Origin of the sequence: Cohnella cellulosilytica (genome assembly GCF_042431195.1) — a bacterium.
Taxonomy (GTDB): domain Bacteria; phylum Bacillota; class Bacilli; order Paenibacillales; family Paenibacillaceae; genus Cohnella; species Cohnella cellulosilytica.
On record NZ_JBHMDN010000015.1, the window covers coordinates 96,111 to 114,236 of the forward strand.

Sequence of the window (18,126 nt, forward strand, 5' to 3'; positions counted from 1 at the left end):
GATCATCCTCCTATGGACGAAACAAACCGCTCCTTGCTCGCCTCCGCCCACTCCGAGAAGGAAATCAGTTCAACCCCGTATTGCTTGGTTTCCTGAATATCGAAGCCGTAACCGGGCACGCTCTCCAGCCATTCCATAAAATAAACCGTTCCCTCGAGCATGCCTCGCTTTCGGGTTTCCTCGGCGCTTACGGATTCGAAAATCACTTTTTTGTTCAGCGCGCGGCTTAGCGTCTGCGCGATTTCCGTCATGGACAGCTCGTCGCTGGCAATATTGATGTCCTGGCCGTGAAACTTCGCCGGGTCTTCGAAAGCCGCGCGGGCGAATCTGGCCGTATCCTCCCCGGAATTCAGCTTTAACGGGGTATCTCCTTTAAGTGTGCCGAACAACACTCCGCCATTCAGCTCCGGCGCCATAAACGCCGCGAGAGGCGGCAAGAAGTTTTCCATAAACCAACAGGGGTGCAAAATCGTCCAATATCGGAAGCCGCCCTGACGGATGAGCTCTTCGATGGCATATTTGTTCTCCCAGGTTTGCGTCAAATACGGGTATTTGTCCCACCTTGGGAACAGATTGCTGCCGGCGACGGAGGTGTGGACGACTTGCCCGACGCCGGCTTTTCTTGCCGCCTGCACCATGTTCGCGGCGTTGCGCGGCTCGACCGTCTGATCGTAAGGGTCGGCGTATTGCACCGAGAAAATCGCCGATACATTTTCCATCGCCGCTTCCAGCGACGCCGCATCGGCCATATCCCCGCGAATCAATTCCGCTCCTTGCGCTGCGATCGCTTTGGCCGCGGCCGACTCCGGGCTGCGGGTCAGAACCCGCACACGATGGCCGTGCTTCAACAATTCCCGTGCGACACGGCCGCCTTGGGTGCCTGTGCCGCCTACGACCAAAATTGTCCTTGATTCATCGATTGCCATGCGATATCTCTCCTTCTGGATGAACGAATGCCCATATTATATTACCGTGGTAAAGATAAGTAAATACCAAGGTAAATATAATTTTGCGTCGGCCGATAAGAACAACAAAAAAACGCGCCCCTTTGAGCGGCGCGTCAGGCATTCCACAGGCATTCCATTTACGACTTTATTCTCTGTTCACGACCAGCAATATTTCAAACCGTTTGCGGGTTTCTTCCAGCACATCGAAGCTGCCGCCCTCGACGGCCCACTTCAAAATAACTCCATTGGCAAGGTTGCACATCGATTCAAGCAAATCTTCGGCGCTTGCCGGATTGCGGATCTGCCCCTCATCTTTGGCCCGTTGAATCAGCGTCGGAATAATATCGCTCAGCAGCGGCGATTTGCTTTTATCCAGCGGAAGGATCTGATTGCGCAAATGAACCCTGTAATTTTCCTTTGTCATTTCAACTCCCAACCGAACCATATGCTTCACATAAATCCCCATCGTTTTCATGACTTGATCGGCAAAATCGGTCACGGTGAGGATGTTCAACAAATCGTCGTTGGAAACGATATTGTCAATCGAGAAAACCTCGGAAATCAACTCGTCCTTGGATTTGAAATGGTAGTAGAACGCGGTTTTGGTCACATTGATTTCCTGGCAAATCTGATTGATCGTGACCTGCTCGAAGCCGTATTGATTAAACAAGCTGATGCTTGTGGACAATATGGCTTCTTTGGTTGCGCCTCTCGCACTCATCTGCTGCCCCCAACTCCTTTGCCCTTATTATAATTCATTTAACGGAGAAACAGTAATACATTACTTTGGTAATGTTTTTGTTTATTTTGGTATTGACTTTATTTATTCACGGTAATATCATTCTTTCTAGAATCCCAAATCGCTACGAGCTCATGCGAAAATAATATCGGTGTATTCTAAAACCAAGTAAATTTATTCGAACACTAAGTTTAATGACAAACGACAGGTGGAGGAACCGAATGATGAAAAGAAGAATAGGACTTGCTCTCGCACTGACACTGACGCTTGCCGTCGCCGCTTGCGGCAATAACGGCAATTCGTCTCCAAGCAGCAACAAATCCGGCGCATCCGGCTCGGCAAGCGCGAACAACGACAATGCCGAACCCAGAACGCTTGTCATCGCTCTCGCCAACGGCATTCCGAAAATCAGCGTGCTGGACGAGAACGGCAAATGGCAGGGCTACGATTATGAAGTGTTGACCAAAATCGACGAAATTTTGCCGCAGTATGTGTTCAAATACGAACCGATCACCGATTTCCAGGCCGCCTTCGTCGGACTGGATACGAAAGCGTACGATATACTGTCCATCCATGCCAGTTGGACGGAAGAACGCGCGCAAAAATACCTTCTGGGCGAAGCCAGTCATTACGAGAATTCAGGTTATACACTCAGGGTCAAAAAGGGATCCGGCATTGTCGTCAACAGCGACGAGGATCTGGGGGGCTTGAAAATCGCAGTACCGCCCGGCACTTCGGTTGCCGGCCTCTCTGAAAAATTCAACGAAACGCATTCCGACAATCCGATCGAAATCGTCTGGGATTCCGGAACGCTCGAGCAGCAGCTGGCCATTCTGAAAAGCGGAGCGGTCGACGGGCTGTTCGGCGAGAAGCTGAACGACCAAGCGACGCTCGAAGCCTATGGGCCAGATGCATTCGATGTGACCGGCGACAATCTGTTTTACGATCCCGCCAAGAAAAACGGCACTTATCTGCTATACAACTATGGCAGCGAATCTTTGCAGCAGGAACTGGATACCGCAATCAACAAGCTGCTGGCGGACGGAACGCTCAGCAAGCTGTCCCTGGAGATTTTAGGCATCGACGTCACGGTCAAGCCGCTATGAACGACGATTTTTTCTCCTTGGAACGAATGATCGACTATTTTCCCAAAATCCTGTCCAAGTTTCCGATTTCGCTGTACATCGTCGCGGTTTCGACCGCATTGGCGCTTGTCATGGGAACGGTGCTTGCGGTCATTCGGATTAAAAAACTGCCCGCGCTGCATCAATTGGCCAGTATTTATATTTCATTTTTCAGAGGGACGCCGATTCTGATTCAAATCTTTCTCGTTTATTACGGCATTCCTCTGCTTTCGAACGCCTTGTTCGGCAGCAACCTCGTATCTGGCTGGAACAAGCTGATCTTTGTGTTTCTGGCCTACGGCATCAACGAGAGCGCCTATCTGGCGGAACATATCCGTGCGGCCATTCTGTCCGTTCCCCGCGGCCAGACGGAAGCCGGCAGCATGGTCGGGCTGACCAGCTTGCAGACCTTTCGCCGGATTGTACTGCCGCAAGCCTTTCGGGTTTTGCTGCCCGGGCTCGGCGCGATGGTCGTCGGGCTGCTGCCGGCAACTGCGCTCGCCTATTTGCTTGGCATTATCGATATGATGGGCATGGTCACCGTCATCAGCTACAGCTCGTACCATTCGCTGGAAGGGTATGCGGACGCCGCGATCATTTTTGTCGCTGCCAGCGTCGTGCTTGAGAAATGCATTTCCCTGTTGATCCGGAAAATGAACTATGGGAGGAACCCGGCGGAGGGGCCGGCATGAATATTAACCCGGAATTTATTATTGCCGCCTTCAAGAGCGCCCTCTCCTATATTCACGTAACCCTGCTGCTGACGCTGGCGGTTGTCGCGATCGGCCTCGTGTTCGGGATTTTTGTCGCCGCCCTGCGGACTTACCGCATTCCGGTCGTCTCGCATGCGGCCGATGCTTTTGTCGTCGCTTTCAAGGCAATTCCGATCAACCTGATTTTGGTCGTAGCGAGCATCCTGTTTGTCACGCATTTTGCCAGCATTGCGAAATTCCTGCATTTGACCGTAACCGTGCGGGATGTAAGTCGCGTTTACGTCGGTATTTTCGCTCTTTCTTTGCCTGCGATTGCCCATATGAGCGAATATATACGCGGTTCGTTATTGTCGGTCGAGAAAGGCCAATACGAAGCTGGGTATACCGTCGGATTAACTTTTTTTCAGACTTTCCGGCGTATCGTGTTTCCGCAGATGATGCTTGTGTTTGTGCCTTCCCTGACGGGAATCGTCATTGCGCTGATGAAGGCGACGTCCCTTGTGATCCTGATCGGCGTCGTCGATGTGCTGAACGGCGCGTTAAAATACGCCAATCTCTATTTCAGTTATTTTGAAGCGTATTTGGCCGCCGCCCTCGTGTATTGGGGACTGAGCGCCGGCATCGAGTTTCTGGGCAAAGCGTTGGAAAAGAAGATCGGAAAGTACAGGAGTGAAGCCGCATGATCAGCATTGCCAATCTGCATAAATCGTTCGGGAAAAACAAGATCCTGAGCGGCGTGGACGTTCATGTCGATGAAGGCGAGGTGGTCGTCATTCTCGGCGCCAGCGGCTCGGGCAAAACGACGCTGCTCAGATGCGTCTGTTTTCTGGAAAGCGCGGAAGAAGGGACGCTGACGATCGGCAATCAAACCGTCTCGTTCGGCAAAGCGAAAAAAAGGGATATTCTGGCGCTTCGCAAAAAAACGGCTTTCGTTTTTCAGAACCACAACCTGTTCATCAATAAAACCGCCCTGGAGAACGTGACCGAGGGCTTGATCGTCGGGAGAAAGATGCCGAAAGCGGAAGCGGTGGCCATCGCCCGGAACGCGCTGGCCAAAGTGGGCTTGTCCGACCGGAACGACTATTATCCGTCCCAGCTTTCGGGCGGACAGCAGCAGCGCGTCGGCATCGCCCGGGCGGTGGCGCTGAACCCGGAAGTGATTCTGTTCGACGAGCCGACATCGGCTTTGGACCCGGAATTGATCGGCGAGACGCTTGCGCTGATCAAGAAGATCGCCAGCGAAGGCATTACGATGATCATCGTCACGCATGAAATCTCGTTTGCCCGCGATGTGGCATCCAAAGTCATCTATATGGACGGCGGTGTCATTGTGGAGCAAGGCGCGCCGGAAGAAGTGTTGGTTCGCCCTAAAGAAGAACGAACGCGGCAGTTTTTGCGCAGAATTTTGGAACCGATAGAATTCAACATTTGAGGTGCTGCCAGATGAGCGACCATACGCATGCCATTGGAAAATCCTTTGCGACTGCCGAGCGGACGGAAGCGTCCGACCTGCTTGCGGCGGTTGAACAAGCGCACCGGTACATCGAGCGATTTCGCGTGTCCGGCTCCGACGGCTGCTGCTGGATCGACACGTCCGTCGATACGGACCCCGACCTCGGATTCGAGAACGGAGCGGCGGGTCTTGCCTATTTTTATTTGATGCGGTACAAATCCACCCGGCACGATGCCGATCTGCGGATTGCGCAGCAAGGCTTTCGTTATGTTGGCCGGCACTGGCGGAGTCAATTGCGAATAGCAAACCTGACCGCGAAAGGTTACGAGTTAAATGTCAATTCGGGAGTGGGCAGCATCGCCGTCGCGCTGTTGGCTTATTATGAAGAAACGCAAGATGCCGACAGCCGGATTGCCTTGCGGGAAATCGCCGAGCATTTGGCCTTGTCCGCCGAACGGAAGGACGGCGATGTGAGCTGGACCGGGCTGCCTTACTTTGCCGTGGGAGATTCGGGGATCGCCCTTCTGCTGCTAAGGATTGCGGTTGCGCTGAATGAGGCGCAATGGCGTTCGCTGGCCGTTGCCGCCGCTAAAACCATCGTAAAGAATCAGACCCCGAGCGTAAGGGGAGGCAAAGCGTGGGCGATTAAACCTCCCGATTATCCGCACAGCTTTCCCAATTTCGTCATCGGCACCTCCGGCATCGGATATGCGATGGCGGTATTCCACGCCTATACCGGCGACGAAATATTTCTCGCTTCCGCCCGGGCGGCGGCGGACTATCTGAACGCCATATCCGTACCGCTGAAGGAAGGGGCGCTCGTTCCGCTGACGGACGATCCGGCGGACAGCACCTTTTATTTAGGCGCCTGTCACGGAGCGGGAGGAACCTCCAAAGTGTTCTATCAGCTTTACCGCATGACGGGGGATGCCGGCTACAAGCGCGCGATCGAGGACATGAGCAAAGGCCTTCTCAGTCTCGGCGCACCGGAAACGCAATCTTCCGGCTACTGGAACAACACTTGCATCTGCTGCGGCACGGCTGCGATTTTGCAGTTCCAGCTTGCGCTATTCGCGGCGTTCGGCGACCGGCATTATCTCGATGCGGCAATCCGCTGCGCCAAAGTGCTGCTCGGGGAAGCCGAAGACATCGGCAACGGCGCGATTGCCTGGCCCCTCGCGGAAACCCGGCTGGAGCCGGACAAAATTACGCTGAACAAAGGGTATATGCACGGCTCTGCGGGCATTGCCGCCGCGCTGCTTCAACTGTACCAGACGCTGGACGGAACGTTCCGCTGGCGTCGTTTGCTGGACGACCCTTATCCGCAGCGGAACGGGGAACAACCTTTCGGAGGTGCGTATGATGCGGCTGCTCATTAAGAACGCCAATGTATTCGACGGCAAACATGCCGAGTTGCGGCACAACGCCAGCATTGTCATCGAGGACAAGCTGGTCACAGATATTGTCGACGCAGCCTTGCCGGAAGACGGCTTCGCGGCGGTGTACGATGCGGGGTACCAAACCGTGATCCCCGGATTGACCGACGCGCACGTGCATTTGTCCATCACGGGTCATTCGCTGTCGGACGGCTGGCGGATCGACGAGAAAGCGGTTCGTTCCGTCCGGTTCGCGAAGGAAATGCTGCTGCGCGGTTTCACGACCGTGCGCGACGCAGGCGGCATCACCTACGGTCTGAAGAAAAACATCGATAACGGTTTTCTCGAAGGGCCCCGAATTTTACCCTCCAACGCCATGATTTCGCAGACCAGCGGACACGGAGACATTCGCGCAAGCCGCGCGGAAGAGAGAATCACGGATGGCATCTACGCCTCCGCCGATCTGAATAGCAAAATATCGGTCATTGCCGACGGCGCGGACGAGGTGCTCCGGGCGGTGAGGGAGCAGCTTTTTCTCGGAGCCTCCCAGATCAAGCTCATGGCGGGAGGCGGCTTCAGCTCCGCTTACGATCCGATTCCGACCGTGCAGTTTACTCTGGAGGAAATGAAAGCCGCCGTCGGTGCCGCCGCCGACTACGGCACCTATGTGATGGCCCATCTGTATACCCCGCAGTCCATGCGGCGCGCGGCCGAAGCGGGCGTGAAGTGCTTCGAGCACGCTACGCTGCTTGACGAAGAAACCGCGAAAATAGTCGCCGACAAAGGGATTTGGCTCACGCCGGGTCCGCAGCTCGGTCGGGAATACCCGCTGACAGGGCTTCCGCAAGCCGTTGTCAAGCTGTTCGAAGATTTTCGTCAAGGCGAAAGACGCTCGGCCGAGTGGATCGACAAGTACAACCTGCCTATTCTGTACGGAACCGACGTCCTCGGCGACATCGGCAAAGCCGCGGCCATTCAGCTTGACGATTTCCGCTTGTACAAGGCGCGGTTCGGCAGCTTCCGCGGTCTCGTGGCGGCAACCGGCAATGCGCATGAAATGCTGAAGCTGTCTTCTTTTCTGAACCCGTATCCGGAAGGCAAAATCGGGGTCTTGGAGGAAGGGGCGTTCGCCGATTTGCTTATCGTTCGAGGAAATCCGGTCGAGGATCTGGCCATCTTGGCGGATCCCGACAATATTCGTTTTATCATGAAGGACGCGGCGGTGTACAAAAACACGCTCTGAACTCCCAATAGAAAAACCTCCCCTCCTCTGGTAAAGTGTAAATGAAGAACAAAACATCCAGCCGGACGGGAGGTTTTCTACCTTGAATCCACGTCGAGCCGGTCCGAAACGACTTGTTAGAAAGCGTTTGCAAAAAAGGGGAGAACGAGGATGGTTGCCGATTATTGGAACCGGGTTCGACTGCTGCAAAAGCTGATTTTGATCGTGATTCTGTTCCTGATCGTTCCGGTTCTGATCATCGGTTACTACTTGTTTTCCAGCAGTCTGCTGCTTGCTCAGAGGGAAAGCCGCGAGATGCTGGAGAAGGTTTCCTACCAGTTGAACGAGAATATCGAGTATCGGATTATTGGCTATCAGAACATTCTGATGCAGCTCTCGCTCGATTCCGGAATTACGACGACGCTTACGCAGCAGTATCAGTCGCTTCAGGAGGAAGTGACGGGGCTGCAGCAGATTAATTCCGCGGTCAACAGAATCCGCTCCTATTTTCCGATGAAGACGATTCAATTCTATAAGAGCAACGCCAGTCTGCACGAGGATGGCGGAACCGTCCTGAACCTGGAGAAGGCCGAGCAGGAAGTCTGGTACGCGCCGATGGAGGACAAGACCCGGCAATTTTACTGGTATTACGAATGGAAAAACGATCATTCCGAGCCCTCCCTGCATATCAGCAAGTGGCTGGTGGATTACTTGTCGAACGAGAGGTTCGGGCTGATCCACGTCGAGGTGACGAACAGGGCGCTGTTCGATCAAATTACGAACCCGTTAACCGCGAAAAAGGGCGGGTTTCTGGTGCTGGACGCCAAGGGGAAGGTGCTGTCCAACTATATGGACCGCAGGGATGGCGGCGATATCGGCGAATTGCCCTACCTGGAGAAAATCTACGAGTCGGAGCACGGCTGGTATTCGGCGAAAATCAACGGCCTGCAAAGTATGGTCGTCTACGATACGAACCGTCTGGGATGGAAGATCGTGACCATCGTGGGCCAGGAGGAATTATGGAAAAGGCTGCAGCTCGTCAAGAACGCGGCCATCACCGTCAGCGTCCTGTTCGTGCTCCTGACCTTCTCCGTGCTGGCCGGGTTCGGGCTAAGAACGACGAAGCGGCTCAATTCCTTGATCCGAAGCATGAGAAGGGTACGAGACGGAGACATGGGACTTACGATTAAAGTTCACGGCAAGGACGAGCTGGCCGATCTCGAAGTGGAATTCAACAATATGTCCAGCCGGCTGGAGCATTCGCTCAGCGAGATTTCGGAGGCCAGAAGCCGGACCGAGACGGAGAAGCTGAACCTGTTGCAAGCGCAGATCAATCCCCATTTTCTCTACAATACGCTCGCGCTGGTCAAAAGCATGGCCATGGACGTCGGCTCCTCCGAAATCGGCAGCACCGTCGACGCCTTGGCCAGATTTTTCAGATTGGCGCTGAATCGGGGCGTCGACATGTTGACGTTCAGGGAAGAGCTGGAGCATGTCAAAGCTTATCTGGATATCCACGAATCGCGGTATCCGGGCAGGCTTACGGCGGTGTTCGATATCGAGGAAGAGACGCTTTCATGTAATATTGTGAAAATTACGCTGCAGCCGATCGTGGAGAACGCTTTGCTGCATGCTTTCGTGCGTACCGGCGGTCGAGGCTGTCTCACCGTGACCAGCAGGTTGCTCGGGGACATGCTGTGCGTAACGGTCGCCGATAACGGCTCCGGCATGACGAAGGAGCAGTTGGACAGCTTGACGAAGCACGCGAACAGCGGCACGGATCGCCAGGGCTTCGGAATATACAACGTGAATGAGCGGTTGAGGCGCCACTACGGACAGGCTTGCCGGCTGCGCATTCAGAGCGCGCCGGGCGAGGGCACCACGGTTCAGCTGCTTATTCCGCAGAACGCCGGGCAGGTCGCGCCGACCGGTTAAGGAGGGACACAGATGGAGATCAAAGTGCTCGTGGTGGATGACGAAGAACGGCAGCGGAGATCGATCGTCAGACATGTGGAGTGGGATCGGCATCATATGCGCGTGATCGGAGAATCGGAGGATGCCGACGGCGCGCTGGAGAAGGCGGGCCGCTGTCCCCCCGATCTGCTGATCACGGATATTCGCATGCTGGGGATGGACGGACTCGAACTGTCCTCCCGCATGAGAAAGCTGAATCCCCGTCTGCGCGTCATTATGGTGACGGGTTACGAGGAGTTTCAATACGCCAAGACGGCGCTGGATATCGGAGTGGACGCTTTCCTGGTCAAGCCGATTCTGTTCGACGAATTAAACGCGGTTCTGGATCGGATCGCTCTCTCGGAGCGGACGGAGCAGTCGAAAACGAGGGAAGAGGAGCAGATGAAAGCGCAGCTCGACACGTTTAAGCCGATTGCGCAGGAGCAGCTGCTGCAGGAGATTCTGAACGGACTCGTCGTCGGCGAGGAGACGATCCGCGCTCGCGCGGATGCGCTGGACTTGTTCGCGGCCGAAGGATTGCGCTGCGTGCTTACTCTGGTTGTCGATACCGATCCCTCCTCTCCTCTTCCGAGGGAGGCGCAGTTGGAGCGCGTGAAGGGCAATCTGGATCAAGCGGTCGAAGCCACCTGCGGGTCGCTGCTGGAGCAGAGAACGACATCGCCGCGGGGCAATATCGTGCTGATCCTGCGTTTTGGATCTTTCGACGACGAGGCGGAGCGCGAGACGGAGCCCTGCATCCGGCGTCTGAGCGCCGAGCTCGCCCATCTTCCCGGGTGCAAGGCGACGATCGGGATCGGACCGTTTGTCTCCAAGCTGAGCCGGTTGAGCGAGAGCTTCCGGCTGGCGCAGCGGGCGGTTAACCACAGACTGCTGGGCGGCGGCGAGAGTGCGTACAGCTGGAAGCTGCTGACGGAGCGGGGAGACGGCCCGGAGAAAAGTCCGGAGGAATGGGTCGGCGAGTTTTGCGACGTGCTCGGAGCCGGGGACAGCCAAAGCAGCTTAAGTCTGCTCGGAGAAATTTTGAGCGGCGTCGCCGGGAAGCTCCAAGTCCATGGCGCCGAATTGAGGAGTCTCTGTCTGCAGCTCGTCAGCGGAGCCTATCGGACCGCGGCGGAGATCGGAGACGTCGGCCGCCAGTTCGGCCCGGAGAAGAAACTGTGGGAGCGTCTTCTCGAATGCCGGGAGGAACCGGAGATGCTGCAGGAGACGATCCATATCGTAAGCGGGATGTGCGAGTTTATCGCGGCGAGAAAAAAGAGCCATACGCTCCTCGTCGTGCAGAAAGCGCTGGACCATATGAACGAGCGTTATTCCGACAATCTCTCGCTGCGTTCGGTCGCCGACTCCGTCTATTTGAGTCCCAACTACTTGGGCGCCTTGTTCAGGACCGAGCTGGGCATTTCCTTCACCGACCAGCTTATCCGCATTCGCGTCCAGAAGGCCAAGGAGATGCTGCAGCAGCCGGAGCTCAAGCTGTACGAGGTCGCCGAACGGGTGGGCTACCAGAATATCGGCTATTTTACCGGCTTGTTCAAGCGGATAACGGGCTTCAGCCCCAAGGAATATCGGGATTTTCACGGATTTTCCGAATCCGGCTCTGGCCCCGACGCCGATTCTGCCCCCGATTCCGATTGATTCGACCGGCGAAGAGGCTGTTCCCTAAGCAGAGCTGCTGGAGAGGATCGATAGACAAAGAAGGGGTATGTACCTCCTGGAGAAGCCTCATACGTTCCTGAAATCACCCTATCACGGGTTTATCATTCTCATTTCAGGAGCGTATAGCATCGGAAGGAGGTACATCCCCCTGGCACCTTGTTCATCGATTATCTTTCAATGCAGCTTGAAGCGCTTAGGGAACAGCCTCTTTTGCCTGCGTGAAAACATGAAAGCGTCTGAGCAGAACTAATCGTGCATTCCGACAATTGTAAGCGCTTCAGGGCTGGCTTATATTCAGGATAAGCATTATGACATCGAGAGAAAGGAGGTCGGAGCCATGCATCGCTTATGGATGCTGAAGCAGAAAGGTTATCTTCCGCTGTACCTGTTTATTTTGCCGGGAGCGGCGCTGATCGTGCTGTTTAACTACATTCCGATGCTGGGGCTGCAGATTGCTTTTCGGGATTACAGCTTCAGCGACGGCATTTGGCGGAGTCCGTGGATCGGCTTGCAGAATTTCAGGGAATTCGCGGCCAGCAACGACTTCTGGCGGGCGACCGGGAATACGTTCCTGCTGACTTTTCTGCGGCTGCTGTTCGTTTTTCCCACTACGATCGTCGTCGCGCTGCTTATCAACGAAGTCCGGTCGTTCCTGTTCAAGCGCGTCGTTCAATCGCTGAGCTACCTGCCGCACTTTATTTCCTGGATCGTGGTCGTTGGTTTTCTGGACGCCTTCCTGTCGATCGACGGGGGCGGCGCGAACTCGCTGCTGCGCAGCTTCGGGATGGAGCCGATCGCTTTTATGGGCTCGGAGACGTGGTTTCGCCCCATTTTCGTGCTTAGCAGCATGTGGAAGGAAGTAGGTTGGGGCACGATTCTGTACCTGGCCGCCATTTCCGGCATCAATCCCGTGCTGTATGAGGCCGCCGTCGTCGACGGAGCGGGCCGATTCGCGCAGATGCGCTACGTTACGCTGCCCAGCATCGTTCCGATCATATCCGTCGTCCTGATTTTGACGGTTCCCGGCTTGCTCAGCGTGGGGGTCGATCAGATTTACGCCATGATCAATCCGGCGAATATCGGTGTGGCGGAGGTTATCGATACGTACGTTCTGCGGCTTGGCATCGGGCAGGCGCAATATTCCCAGACGACCGCCATCGGGCTCGTCATGAGCGTGATCGCGACAATCCTTCTGGTGTTCAGCAACCTGCTGTCCAAGCGCATCGGCGGAGAAAGCCTCTGGTAGAAAGTGAGTGAAGCTAGGTATGGGACGTTACAAATTGGGGGACAGAGCATTTACAATCGGCAACGCTGTTGTGCTGGCAACGTTCGCTTTTCTATGCGTCTATCCTTTGTGGTACATTTTGATCCTGTCCGTCAATGAAGGCAGGGATGCCAGCCTCGGCGGCATCTATTGGTGGCCCCGCACCTTCACGTTGGACAACTATTACGTAATGCTGTCCGATCGCACGATTCTCAACGCTTTCTGGATTACGGTGCAGCGGACCGTCATCGGCACGCTCGGCTCATTGCTGGTGACCTCGCTTGTCGCCTACGCCTTGTCCCGCAAGGAATTGCCGGGCAGGCAGCCGCTGCTGCTCGTCTTCCTGTTCGTGATGCTGTTCAGCGGCGGTCTTATTCCTTTCTACATTCAGTTAATTCATCTGGGGTTGATCAACAACTTTTGGGTGTACGTCGTCCCGTCCCTGTTCAGCATCTGGAATATGTTCGTCATGAAAACCTCCTTTCAGAACAACATCCCGGAAAGCGTCGTCGAATCGGTCAAACTGGACGGGGGAGGCTATATGCGGATTTATTTTTACATCGTGCTGCCCTTCTCTATGCCTCTGTTTGCGGCGCTGGGCCTGTTTACGGCCGTGGGACATTGGAACGACTGGTATACCGGCGCTTTTTTCGTCCACGATATCGACCTGCAGCCGCTTCCGACCTACTTGCAGCGGATGCTGAGCACGATCGAAGCGCGTCAGATGATCAGCGCCAGCCAGATGACAACGATGAATCAGGCCCGCCTGTACAACCCGGACGCGATTACGCCCAAGTCGGTCCGCATGGCGACGATCATGATTGCCGTACTGCCGATTCTGCTCGTTTATCCGTTTCTCCAGCGTTTTTTCGTGAAGGGCGTATTGATCGGCTCCGTCAAGGAATAGCGCTATGGCGCGGATAACCAACGAATGCGGGAGCGTACCCGCGGGCGGCATGGATCCTGTCGCTCGGCCGGCTCCTCTCGCCGCGTTCTTTGATCACATAGAGGAAGAAAATCAATGATCGGCGATGTTAAGCCATTCCAATATGAGGGGGATTCATCGATATGAAGCAAGGATGGAAAGTCGGAACCCAATCGGTATTATCGCTGACGTTGGCGGCGGCGCTGCTTGCGGGCTGCGCGAGCAAGGGGAACGAGACCCAGAGGGACAGCGGAGGAGAGAGCCCGAGCGCCAATTCCCCCGTTACGGAGTCGCTGACGCATTACAAGCTGTACGCTCCGGCGATGACGACACCGATCAACCTGGACGGTCCCATTACGCAGGAAGTCATGACAAGATCGGGCATCAATTGGGACAAAGTCGAGATCGGCAACGGCGCCGATCTGTCCCAGCAGATCAATCTCAAGCTTGTCGCCGGCGACTTTCCGGACGCGATCATGCTGCCCTCCGACAGTCTCGTATGGTCGCGCCTGGTCGACGAGAAGAAGCTGCTGCCGCTCGACGATTATTTCGACAATTCGGCGGAGTACCCGAATCTGGCCAAGATCGACAAGCGCATTATCGATTACTGGCGGGCAAGCGACGGTCACATCTACTTCGTGCCTTCCGCCTACGAGCCGGTCATCGACGAGCCGTCCGCATGGCAGGGCAACGCGCAGGGACTATGGGTGCAAAACACGCTGCTGGAGAAGGCGGGCATGACCCCGGACGACCTGCAGACGCTTGACGGCTTCGAGAGCTATCTGAACGCCATGAAAGGATTCAAGGACAGTCAAGGACGGAGCATTATTCCGCTGTCCCTGGGCGGGGAAAATTTCGCGGGTCTCGAGATCGTCATGTCGATGTTCGGCGTTCGCAGCTCGGACAACGGCTACAACGAGCAGGCGGACGGCACGGTCGTTCCGGACTACAAGCTGCCGGGCTTCAAGGAGGCGTTCCTGTGGCTGAACCGCCAGTATCTGAACGGTCTGCTCGATCCGGAGACGGCGTTCCAGAAAAACGATCTGTTTAAGGAAAAGGTCAACAATTTGCGTTTCGGCGCCATGCTGTTCGGAGGATGGGACAATCCCAATACGACGACGCTGAAAGGCAGCGGCATCCCCGAAGCGATTACCTACAACGAGCTGGAAAAGAGGGGTTTTCCCGAAGGATGGTTTTTCCCGACGCCGCTTCCTGCACAGTCCGGGGTGAAATTGGCCCAATATGCCAACTACAATCCGTTCGGTTCCAACGGCACGGGAATCAGCGCCAACGTCAAGGACCCGGATCGCATGATGAAGGGAATCGACTGGATGCAGACCGAAGAGGCTTTCCTGCTCATGGAGTACGGGACGGAGGAGATGGGCGCGTATAAAATGGAAGACGGAGCCGCAGCCGAGGTTTACGACGTATTCCGCGGACCCAAGTATTGGGGCGGAGACAACGGAGGCATGGCGAGCGTCACCCAATACGGCTTCTGGTGGTGGAAAAACTTCGCCAGCGTCGGAAGCACGCATATCAAGACGGTGGAACCGCCTTGGCCGGCGTACAACGCGATGCTGTACAAGGCCGAAGAGATCAATCACGAGCAAGGAACGTTCGGACTTACGACTACGGCAAGCCGTATCAAGCCGGTCATCGGCGGCATGGTAGAGAAGTACACTCCGGTACAGAGCGATATTCGCATGCAGTATTACGCGAAAATGCTGCTGGCGAAGAGCGACAAGGAGTTCGAGAGCGCTTACGAGCAATTTCTGAACGAGATGAAGGTTCGCGGCCACGACGAGGAGACGATTGCCGAATTCAATCAGGAATATCAGGCTTACAGCGAAACGCCGGCGGGCAAAATCACGGTCGATATCAAGAGAACGGTTCCCCGCAACGTCTATAACGACAGTCCGGTCGTTATCGGGGAGTAAAATTTGAGGAGCGGTCAATGAATAACACAGCGGCATTGTATCCGAATCGCGTCAACATCATTAACTTTATCCGCGGCTTCGAGCCGAGAGAGCCGATCGATCTGCTCGAGCCGGTCCGGGAGCAGTTGGCGCTCGTACGCAAGCATGGGCTCCCGGCGACGTGGCTGCTCCAGTACGACGCCTTGATCGATCCGGCTTTCGCCGATCTGCTTCTTCGCGAGGCGGACGAAACCCAGGAGATCGGAGTCTGGTTCGAGGTCGTGCAGCCTTTGGCCGACAAGGCCGGGGTTCCGTGGCGGGGGCGTTATGCCTGGGATTGGCACGCGCATATCGCCTTTACCGTCGGCTATACGCCACCGGAGCGGGAGAAGCTGGCGGACGCGCTCATGGAGGAGTTTCGGGCCCGGTTCGGCGCCTATCCGCAGTCGGTCGGCTCCTGGTTCCTTGATGCGCACACGCTGGCCTACCTGTCCGACAAGTACGGCATTGTCGCGTCCTGCAATTGCAAGGATCAATGGGGGACCGACGGATATACGCTGTGGGGCGGCTACTACAATCAGGCGTATTACCCCAGCCGGAGGAACGGCTTTATGCCGGCACAGACCGAAGCGGGCCAAATCCCGGTCCCCGTGTTCCGCATGCTCGGGAGTGATCCGATCTATCAATACGACGCCCGGCTGGGCGGCAACGGGCAGAGCGTCATCACTCTGGAGCCGGTATATTCGGGCGACGAGGGCGGAGGCGGCATACCGGAGTGGGTGCGGTGGTTTTACGAGGTGAACTTTCGCCCGGAGCAGGTTTCCTTCGGTTATACGCAGGTCGGCCAGGAAAATTCTTTCGGCTGGGCGGCGATGAAAGAGGGGCTGACCGATCAGGTCGAGCTGCTCGCGGCCGCCCGGACGGAAGGGAAGCTGCGCGTCGAGACGCTGGCGGATTCCGGCCGCTGGTTCAGGAGGCGGTATCCCCTTACGCCGGCCTCCTCGATCAGCGCGTTGACCGACTGGAGGGACGAAGGGCGGCAATCGGTCTGGTTCTATAACCGCTATTACCGGCTGAATCTGCTGAACAATAATGGCGAGATCCGGATTCGGGATATTCATCTGTTCGACGAGTGTTACGAGGAACGATATTTGCGGGAGACGTGTCCGGACAGGTATAGCCGGTACGACACGCTACCCGTTGTCGACAGCGCCCTCTGGAGTGTCGGAGAGGGGGCGGCCGGAATCGCTCCTGTCCTGTACGACGACGAAGGGAAGGAAGCGCCGCTCTCTGCCCGCTCGATGGAGACGGACGAATCCGTGCCGGGAGAGCTGACGATTCTCATCCGTCTGGATGGGGAGGAAGAGCTGCGGATTCGCTGCGCGGAGAGGAGCGTAAGCTTCATCTCGGAGCGTCCGAGCTGGGGCCTTCGGCTGTCATGGGGAGAAACGGCCGAGCTGCCGGGCATAAAGCTGAGTCCCGGGGCGATCGACTACACGTATCACGGCCACTCGTACCGGGTGCATTCGACCGCCCGGATGACGGCCGTCTCGAACGGCATCGATTTTCGCGCGGACGGGCGCGAGCTGACGCTGCGGTTCTAACGTACTGGCTGGAGGCTGGCCAGCAATATCGTCTCAACCGATTCTGTAGAACACCGCCGTCCGGAAATGAGCTTTTCGCGCGGAGATAACCGATTCTGTAGAACATCGCGGCCCGGAAATGAGCTTTTCGCGTGGGGATAACCGATTCTGTAGAACATCACGGGGTAAGCGACGGGTTTTCGAAGGGCAATAACAGGTTTCTTCGAGCATCTCGTGTCAAATGGCGGGGCAACGGTGGATAATAGCAGGTTACTTAGCGTGTCTCGGGTCAGGTGGGGCAAGCGGCGGATTTCTGGGGCAGTTGGCTCGTTTCTTAGACGGATGCGGTCTCTGAAAATTAGGGTTTTATCGAATTTTGCGCTAAAATAAAGAAAGTGGAGTTTATCCAACTAGACCATGCAAACGCAGGAGGTAACACAACGAAATGACCACAGTTCAAGAAGCCGCCGCCCAAGTCCGTCCTACCGTTTACGACATCGATCCGATCAACGTTAACCGTTGGTCGCCGCGTTCCTTTCAGGAGAAGGAGGTTCCCGAGGAAACGCTGTTCGCCGTATTGGAAGCGGCCGGCTATGCGCCCTCTGCGTTTAACTTTCAGCCTTGGAGATTTATCGTGGCGCGCACGCCCGAGGAGCGCGCCAGGTTTTTGCCGTTCCTGAACGAATTCAATCGCGGCTGGTGCGCGAAAGTGCCGGTGCTCATCCTGATCGTCTCTCAAACTTCCTCGGAGAACGGACCGTTCCCGTCGGCCGCGTTCGATGCGGGAGCGGCTTGGGGCGCGTTGGCGCACGAGGCGGTGCGCAAAGGTCTCGCAACCCATGCGATGACCGGCTTCGACTTCGAGCTGGCCCGCCAGACGCTGAACGTTCCGGACGATTTTGCGATTCAGGCGGCCGTCGCTCTGGGCTACCAGGGGGACAAGGACGCGCTTCCCGAAGCGATGGCTGCGCGCGAGGTTCCGTCGCCGCGCCGTCCGCTGGAGCAAACCGCGTTCAAGGGCGTATTCGGCCAGCCGATCAACAACCGGTGAACGGTCCCGTCCGCCGGGGTTCTGCTTGAAGACAAGGCGCTCGATTGAGCGAAGGCCATAGCAGGCCGAGTAGTTGCGGCATGCGGACATGCCGGCAGGAGAAGCAAGAGGCCCGAGAAGGAAGACTGATTTCAAGTCTCCGCACTCGGGTCTCTGTTTATTTCGACAATATTGAAAAAACGT

The 18,126-nt window shown here is 56.1% G+C and carries 15 protein-coding genes; 13 read left to right on the top strand and 2 right to left on the bottom strand.

The window, feature by feature from the left end; translation table 11 throughout:
- Positions 1-2 precede the first annotated feature (2 nt).
- A complete protein-coding gene (locus ACFFT4_RS11620) occupies positions 3-926 on the bottom strand; it encodes an NmrA/HSCARG family protein (protein WP_378047766.1) in 924 nt (307 codons plus the stop codon).
- Between the two features lie 166 nt (positions 927-1,092).
- Positions 1,093-1,668 carry a TetR/AcrR family transcriptional regulator gene (locus tag ACFFT4_RS11625; RefSeq protein ID WP_378047768.1) on the bottom strand — a complete coding sequence of 192 codons (576 nt, stop codon included), beginning with the start codon at positions 1,666-1,668 and terminating at the stop codon, positions 1,093-1,095.
- A gap of 242 nt (positions 1,669-1,910) precedes the next feature.
- On the opposite strand from ACFFT4_RS11625, the gene ACFFT4_RS11630 reads away from it, so the two are divergent.
- The 13 genes from ACFFT4_RS11630 (at position 1,911) to ACFFT4_RS11690 (ending at position 17,943) form a co-directional block, all read left to right on the top strand.
- Positions 1,911-2,792: a transporter substrate-binding domain-containing protein gene (locus ACFFT4_RS11630; RefSeq protein WP_378047769.1), complete on the top strand. Its 882-nt coding sequence runs from the start codon at positions 1,911-1,913 to the stop codon at positions 2,790-2,792.
- Positions 2,789-3,502 carry an amino acid ABC transporter permease gene (locus ACFFT4_RS11635; RefSeq protein ID WP_378047771.1) on the top strand — a complete coding sequence of 238 codons (714 nt, stop codon included), beginning with the start codon at positions 2,789-2,791 and terminating at the stop codon, positions 3,500-3,502. The genes ACFFT4_RS11630 and ACFFT4_RS11635 overlap by 4 nt, the downstream gene beginning before the upstream one ends.
- Complete coding sequence (locus ACFFT4_RS11640) at positions 3,499-4,206, top strand: amino acid ABC transporter permease (RefSeq protein WP_378047773.1); 708 nt, start codon at positions 3,499-3,501, stop codon at positions 4,204-4,206. The genes ACFFT4_RS11635 and ACFFT4_RS11640 overlap by 4 nt, the downstream gene beginning before the upstream one ends.
- Positions 4,203-4,955, top strand: a complete 753-nt coding sequence (locus tag ACFFT4_RS11645) for an amino acid ABC transporter ATP-binding protein (RefSeq protein ID WP_378047774.1) — start codon at positions 4,203-4,205, stop codon at positions 4,953-4,955. The genes ACFFT4_RS11640 and ACFFT4_RS11645 overlap by 4 nt, the downstream gene beginning before the upstream one ends.
- 11 nt (positions 4,956-4,966) lie before the next feature.
- On the top strand, positions 4,967-6,355 hold the full coding sequence (locus ACFFT4_RS11650; RefSeq protein WP_378047776.1) for a lanthionine synthetase LanC family protein: 1,389 nt from the start codon (positions 4,967-4,969) through the stop codon (positions 6,353-6,355).
- Positions 6,339-7,595: a metal-dependent hydrolase family protein gene (locus ACFFT4_RS11655; RefSeq protein ID WP_378047778.1), complete on the top strand. Its 1,257-nt coding sequence runs from the start codon at positions 6,339-6,341 to the stop codon at positions 7,593-7,595. Before ACFFT4_RS11650 ends, ACFFT4_RS11655 begins: the two co-directional genes overlap by 17 nt.
- A gap of 150 nt (positions 7,596-7,745) precedes the next feature.
- A complete protein-coding gene (locus ACFFT4_RS11660; protein ID WP_378047779.1) occupies positions 7,746-9,509 on the top strand; it encodes a sensor histidine kinase in 1,764 nt (587 codons plus the stop codon).
- Between the two features lie 12 nt (positions 9,510-9,521).
- Entirely contained in the window at positions 9,522-11,183 is a 1,662-nt protein-coding gene (locus tag ACFFT4_RS11665; protein ID WP_378047781.1) for a response regulator, read from the top strand.
- A 358-nt stretch (positions 11,184-11,541) separates the two neighbouring features.
- A complete protein-coding gene (locus ACFFT4_RS11670) occupies positions 11,542-12,450 on the top strand; it encodes an ABC transporter permease (protein WP_378047783.1) in 909 nt (302 codons plus the stop codon).
- 19 nt (positions 12,451-12,469) lie between these two features.
- Entirely contained in the window at positions 12,470-13,375 is a 906-nt protein-coding gene (locus ACFFT4_RS11675; protein WP_378047784.1) for a carbohydrate ABC transporter permease, read from the top strand.
- Positions 13,376-13,536: 161 nt separating this feature from the next.
- Complete coding sequence (locus ACFFT4_RS11680; RefSeq protein ID WP_378047785.1) at positions 13,537-15,330, top strand: type 2 periplasmic-binding domain-containing protein; 1,794 nt, start codon at positions 13,537-13,539, stop codon at positions 15,328-15,330.
- Positions 15,331-15,347: 17 nt separating this feature from the next.
- Positions 15,348-16,913: a polysaccharide deacetylase family protein gene (locus tag ACFFT4_RS11685; protein WP_378047786.1), complete on the top strand. Its 1,566-nt coding sequence runs from the start codon at positions 15,348-15,350 to the stop codon at positions 16,911-16,913.
- Between the two features lie 424 nt (positions 16,914-17,337).
- Positions 17,338-17,943 (top strand): nitroreductase family protein, encoded by a 606-nt coding sequence (locus tag ACFFT4_RS11690; protein WP_378047788.1) that lies wholly within the window; start codon positions 17,338-17,340, stop codon positions 17,941-17,943.
- Positions 17,944-18,126 lie beyond the last annotated feature (183 nt).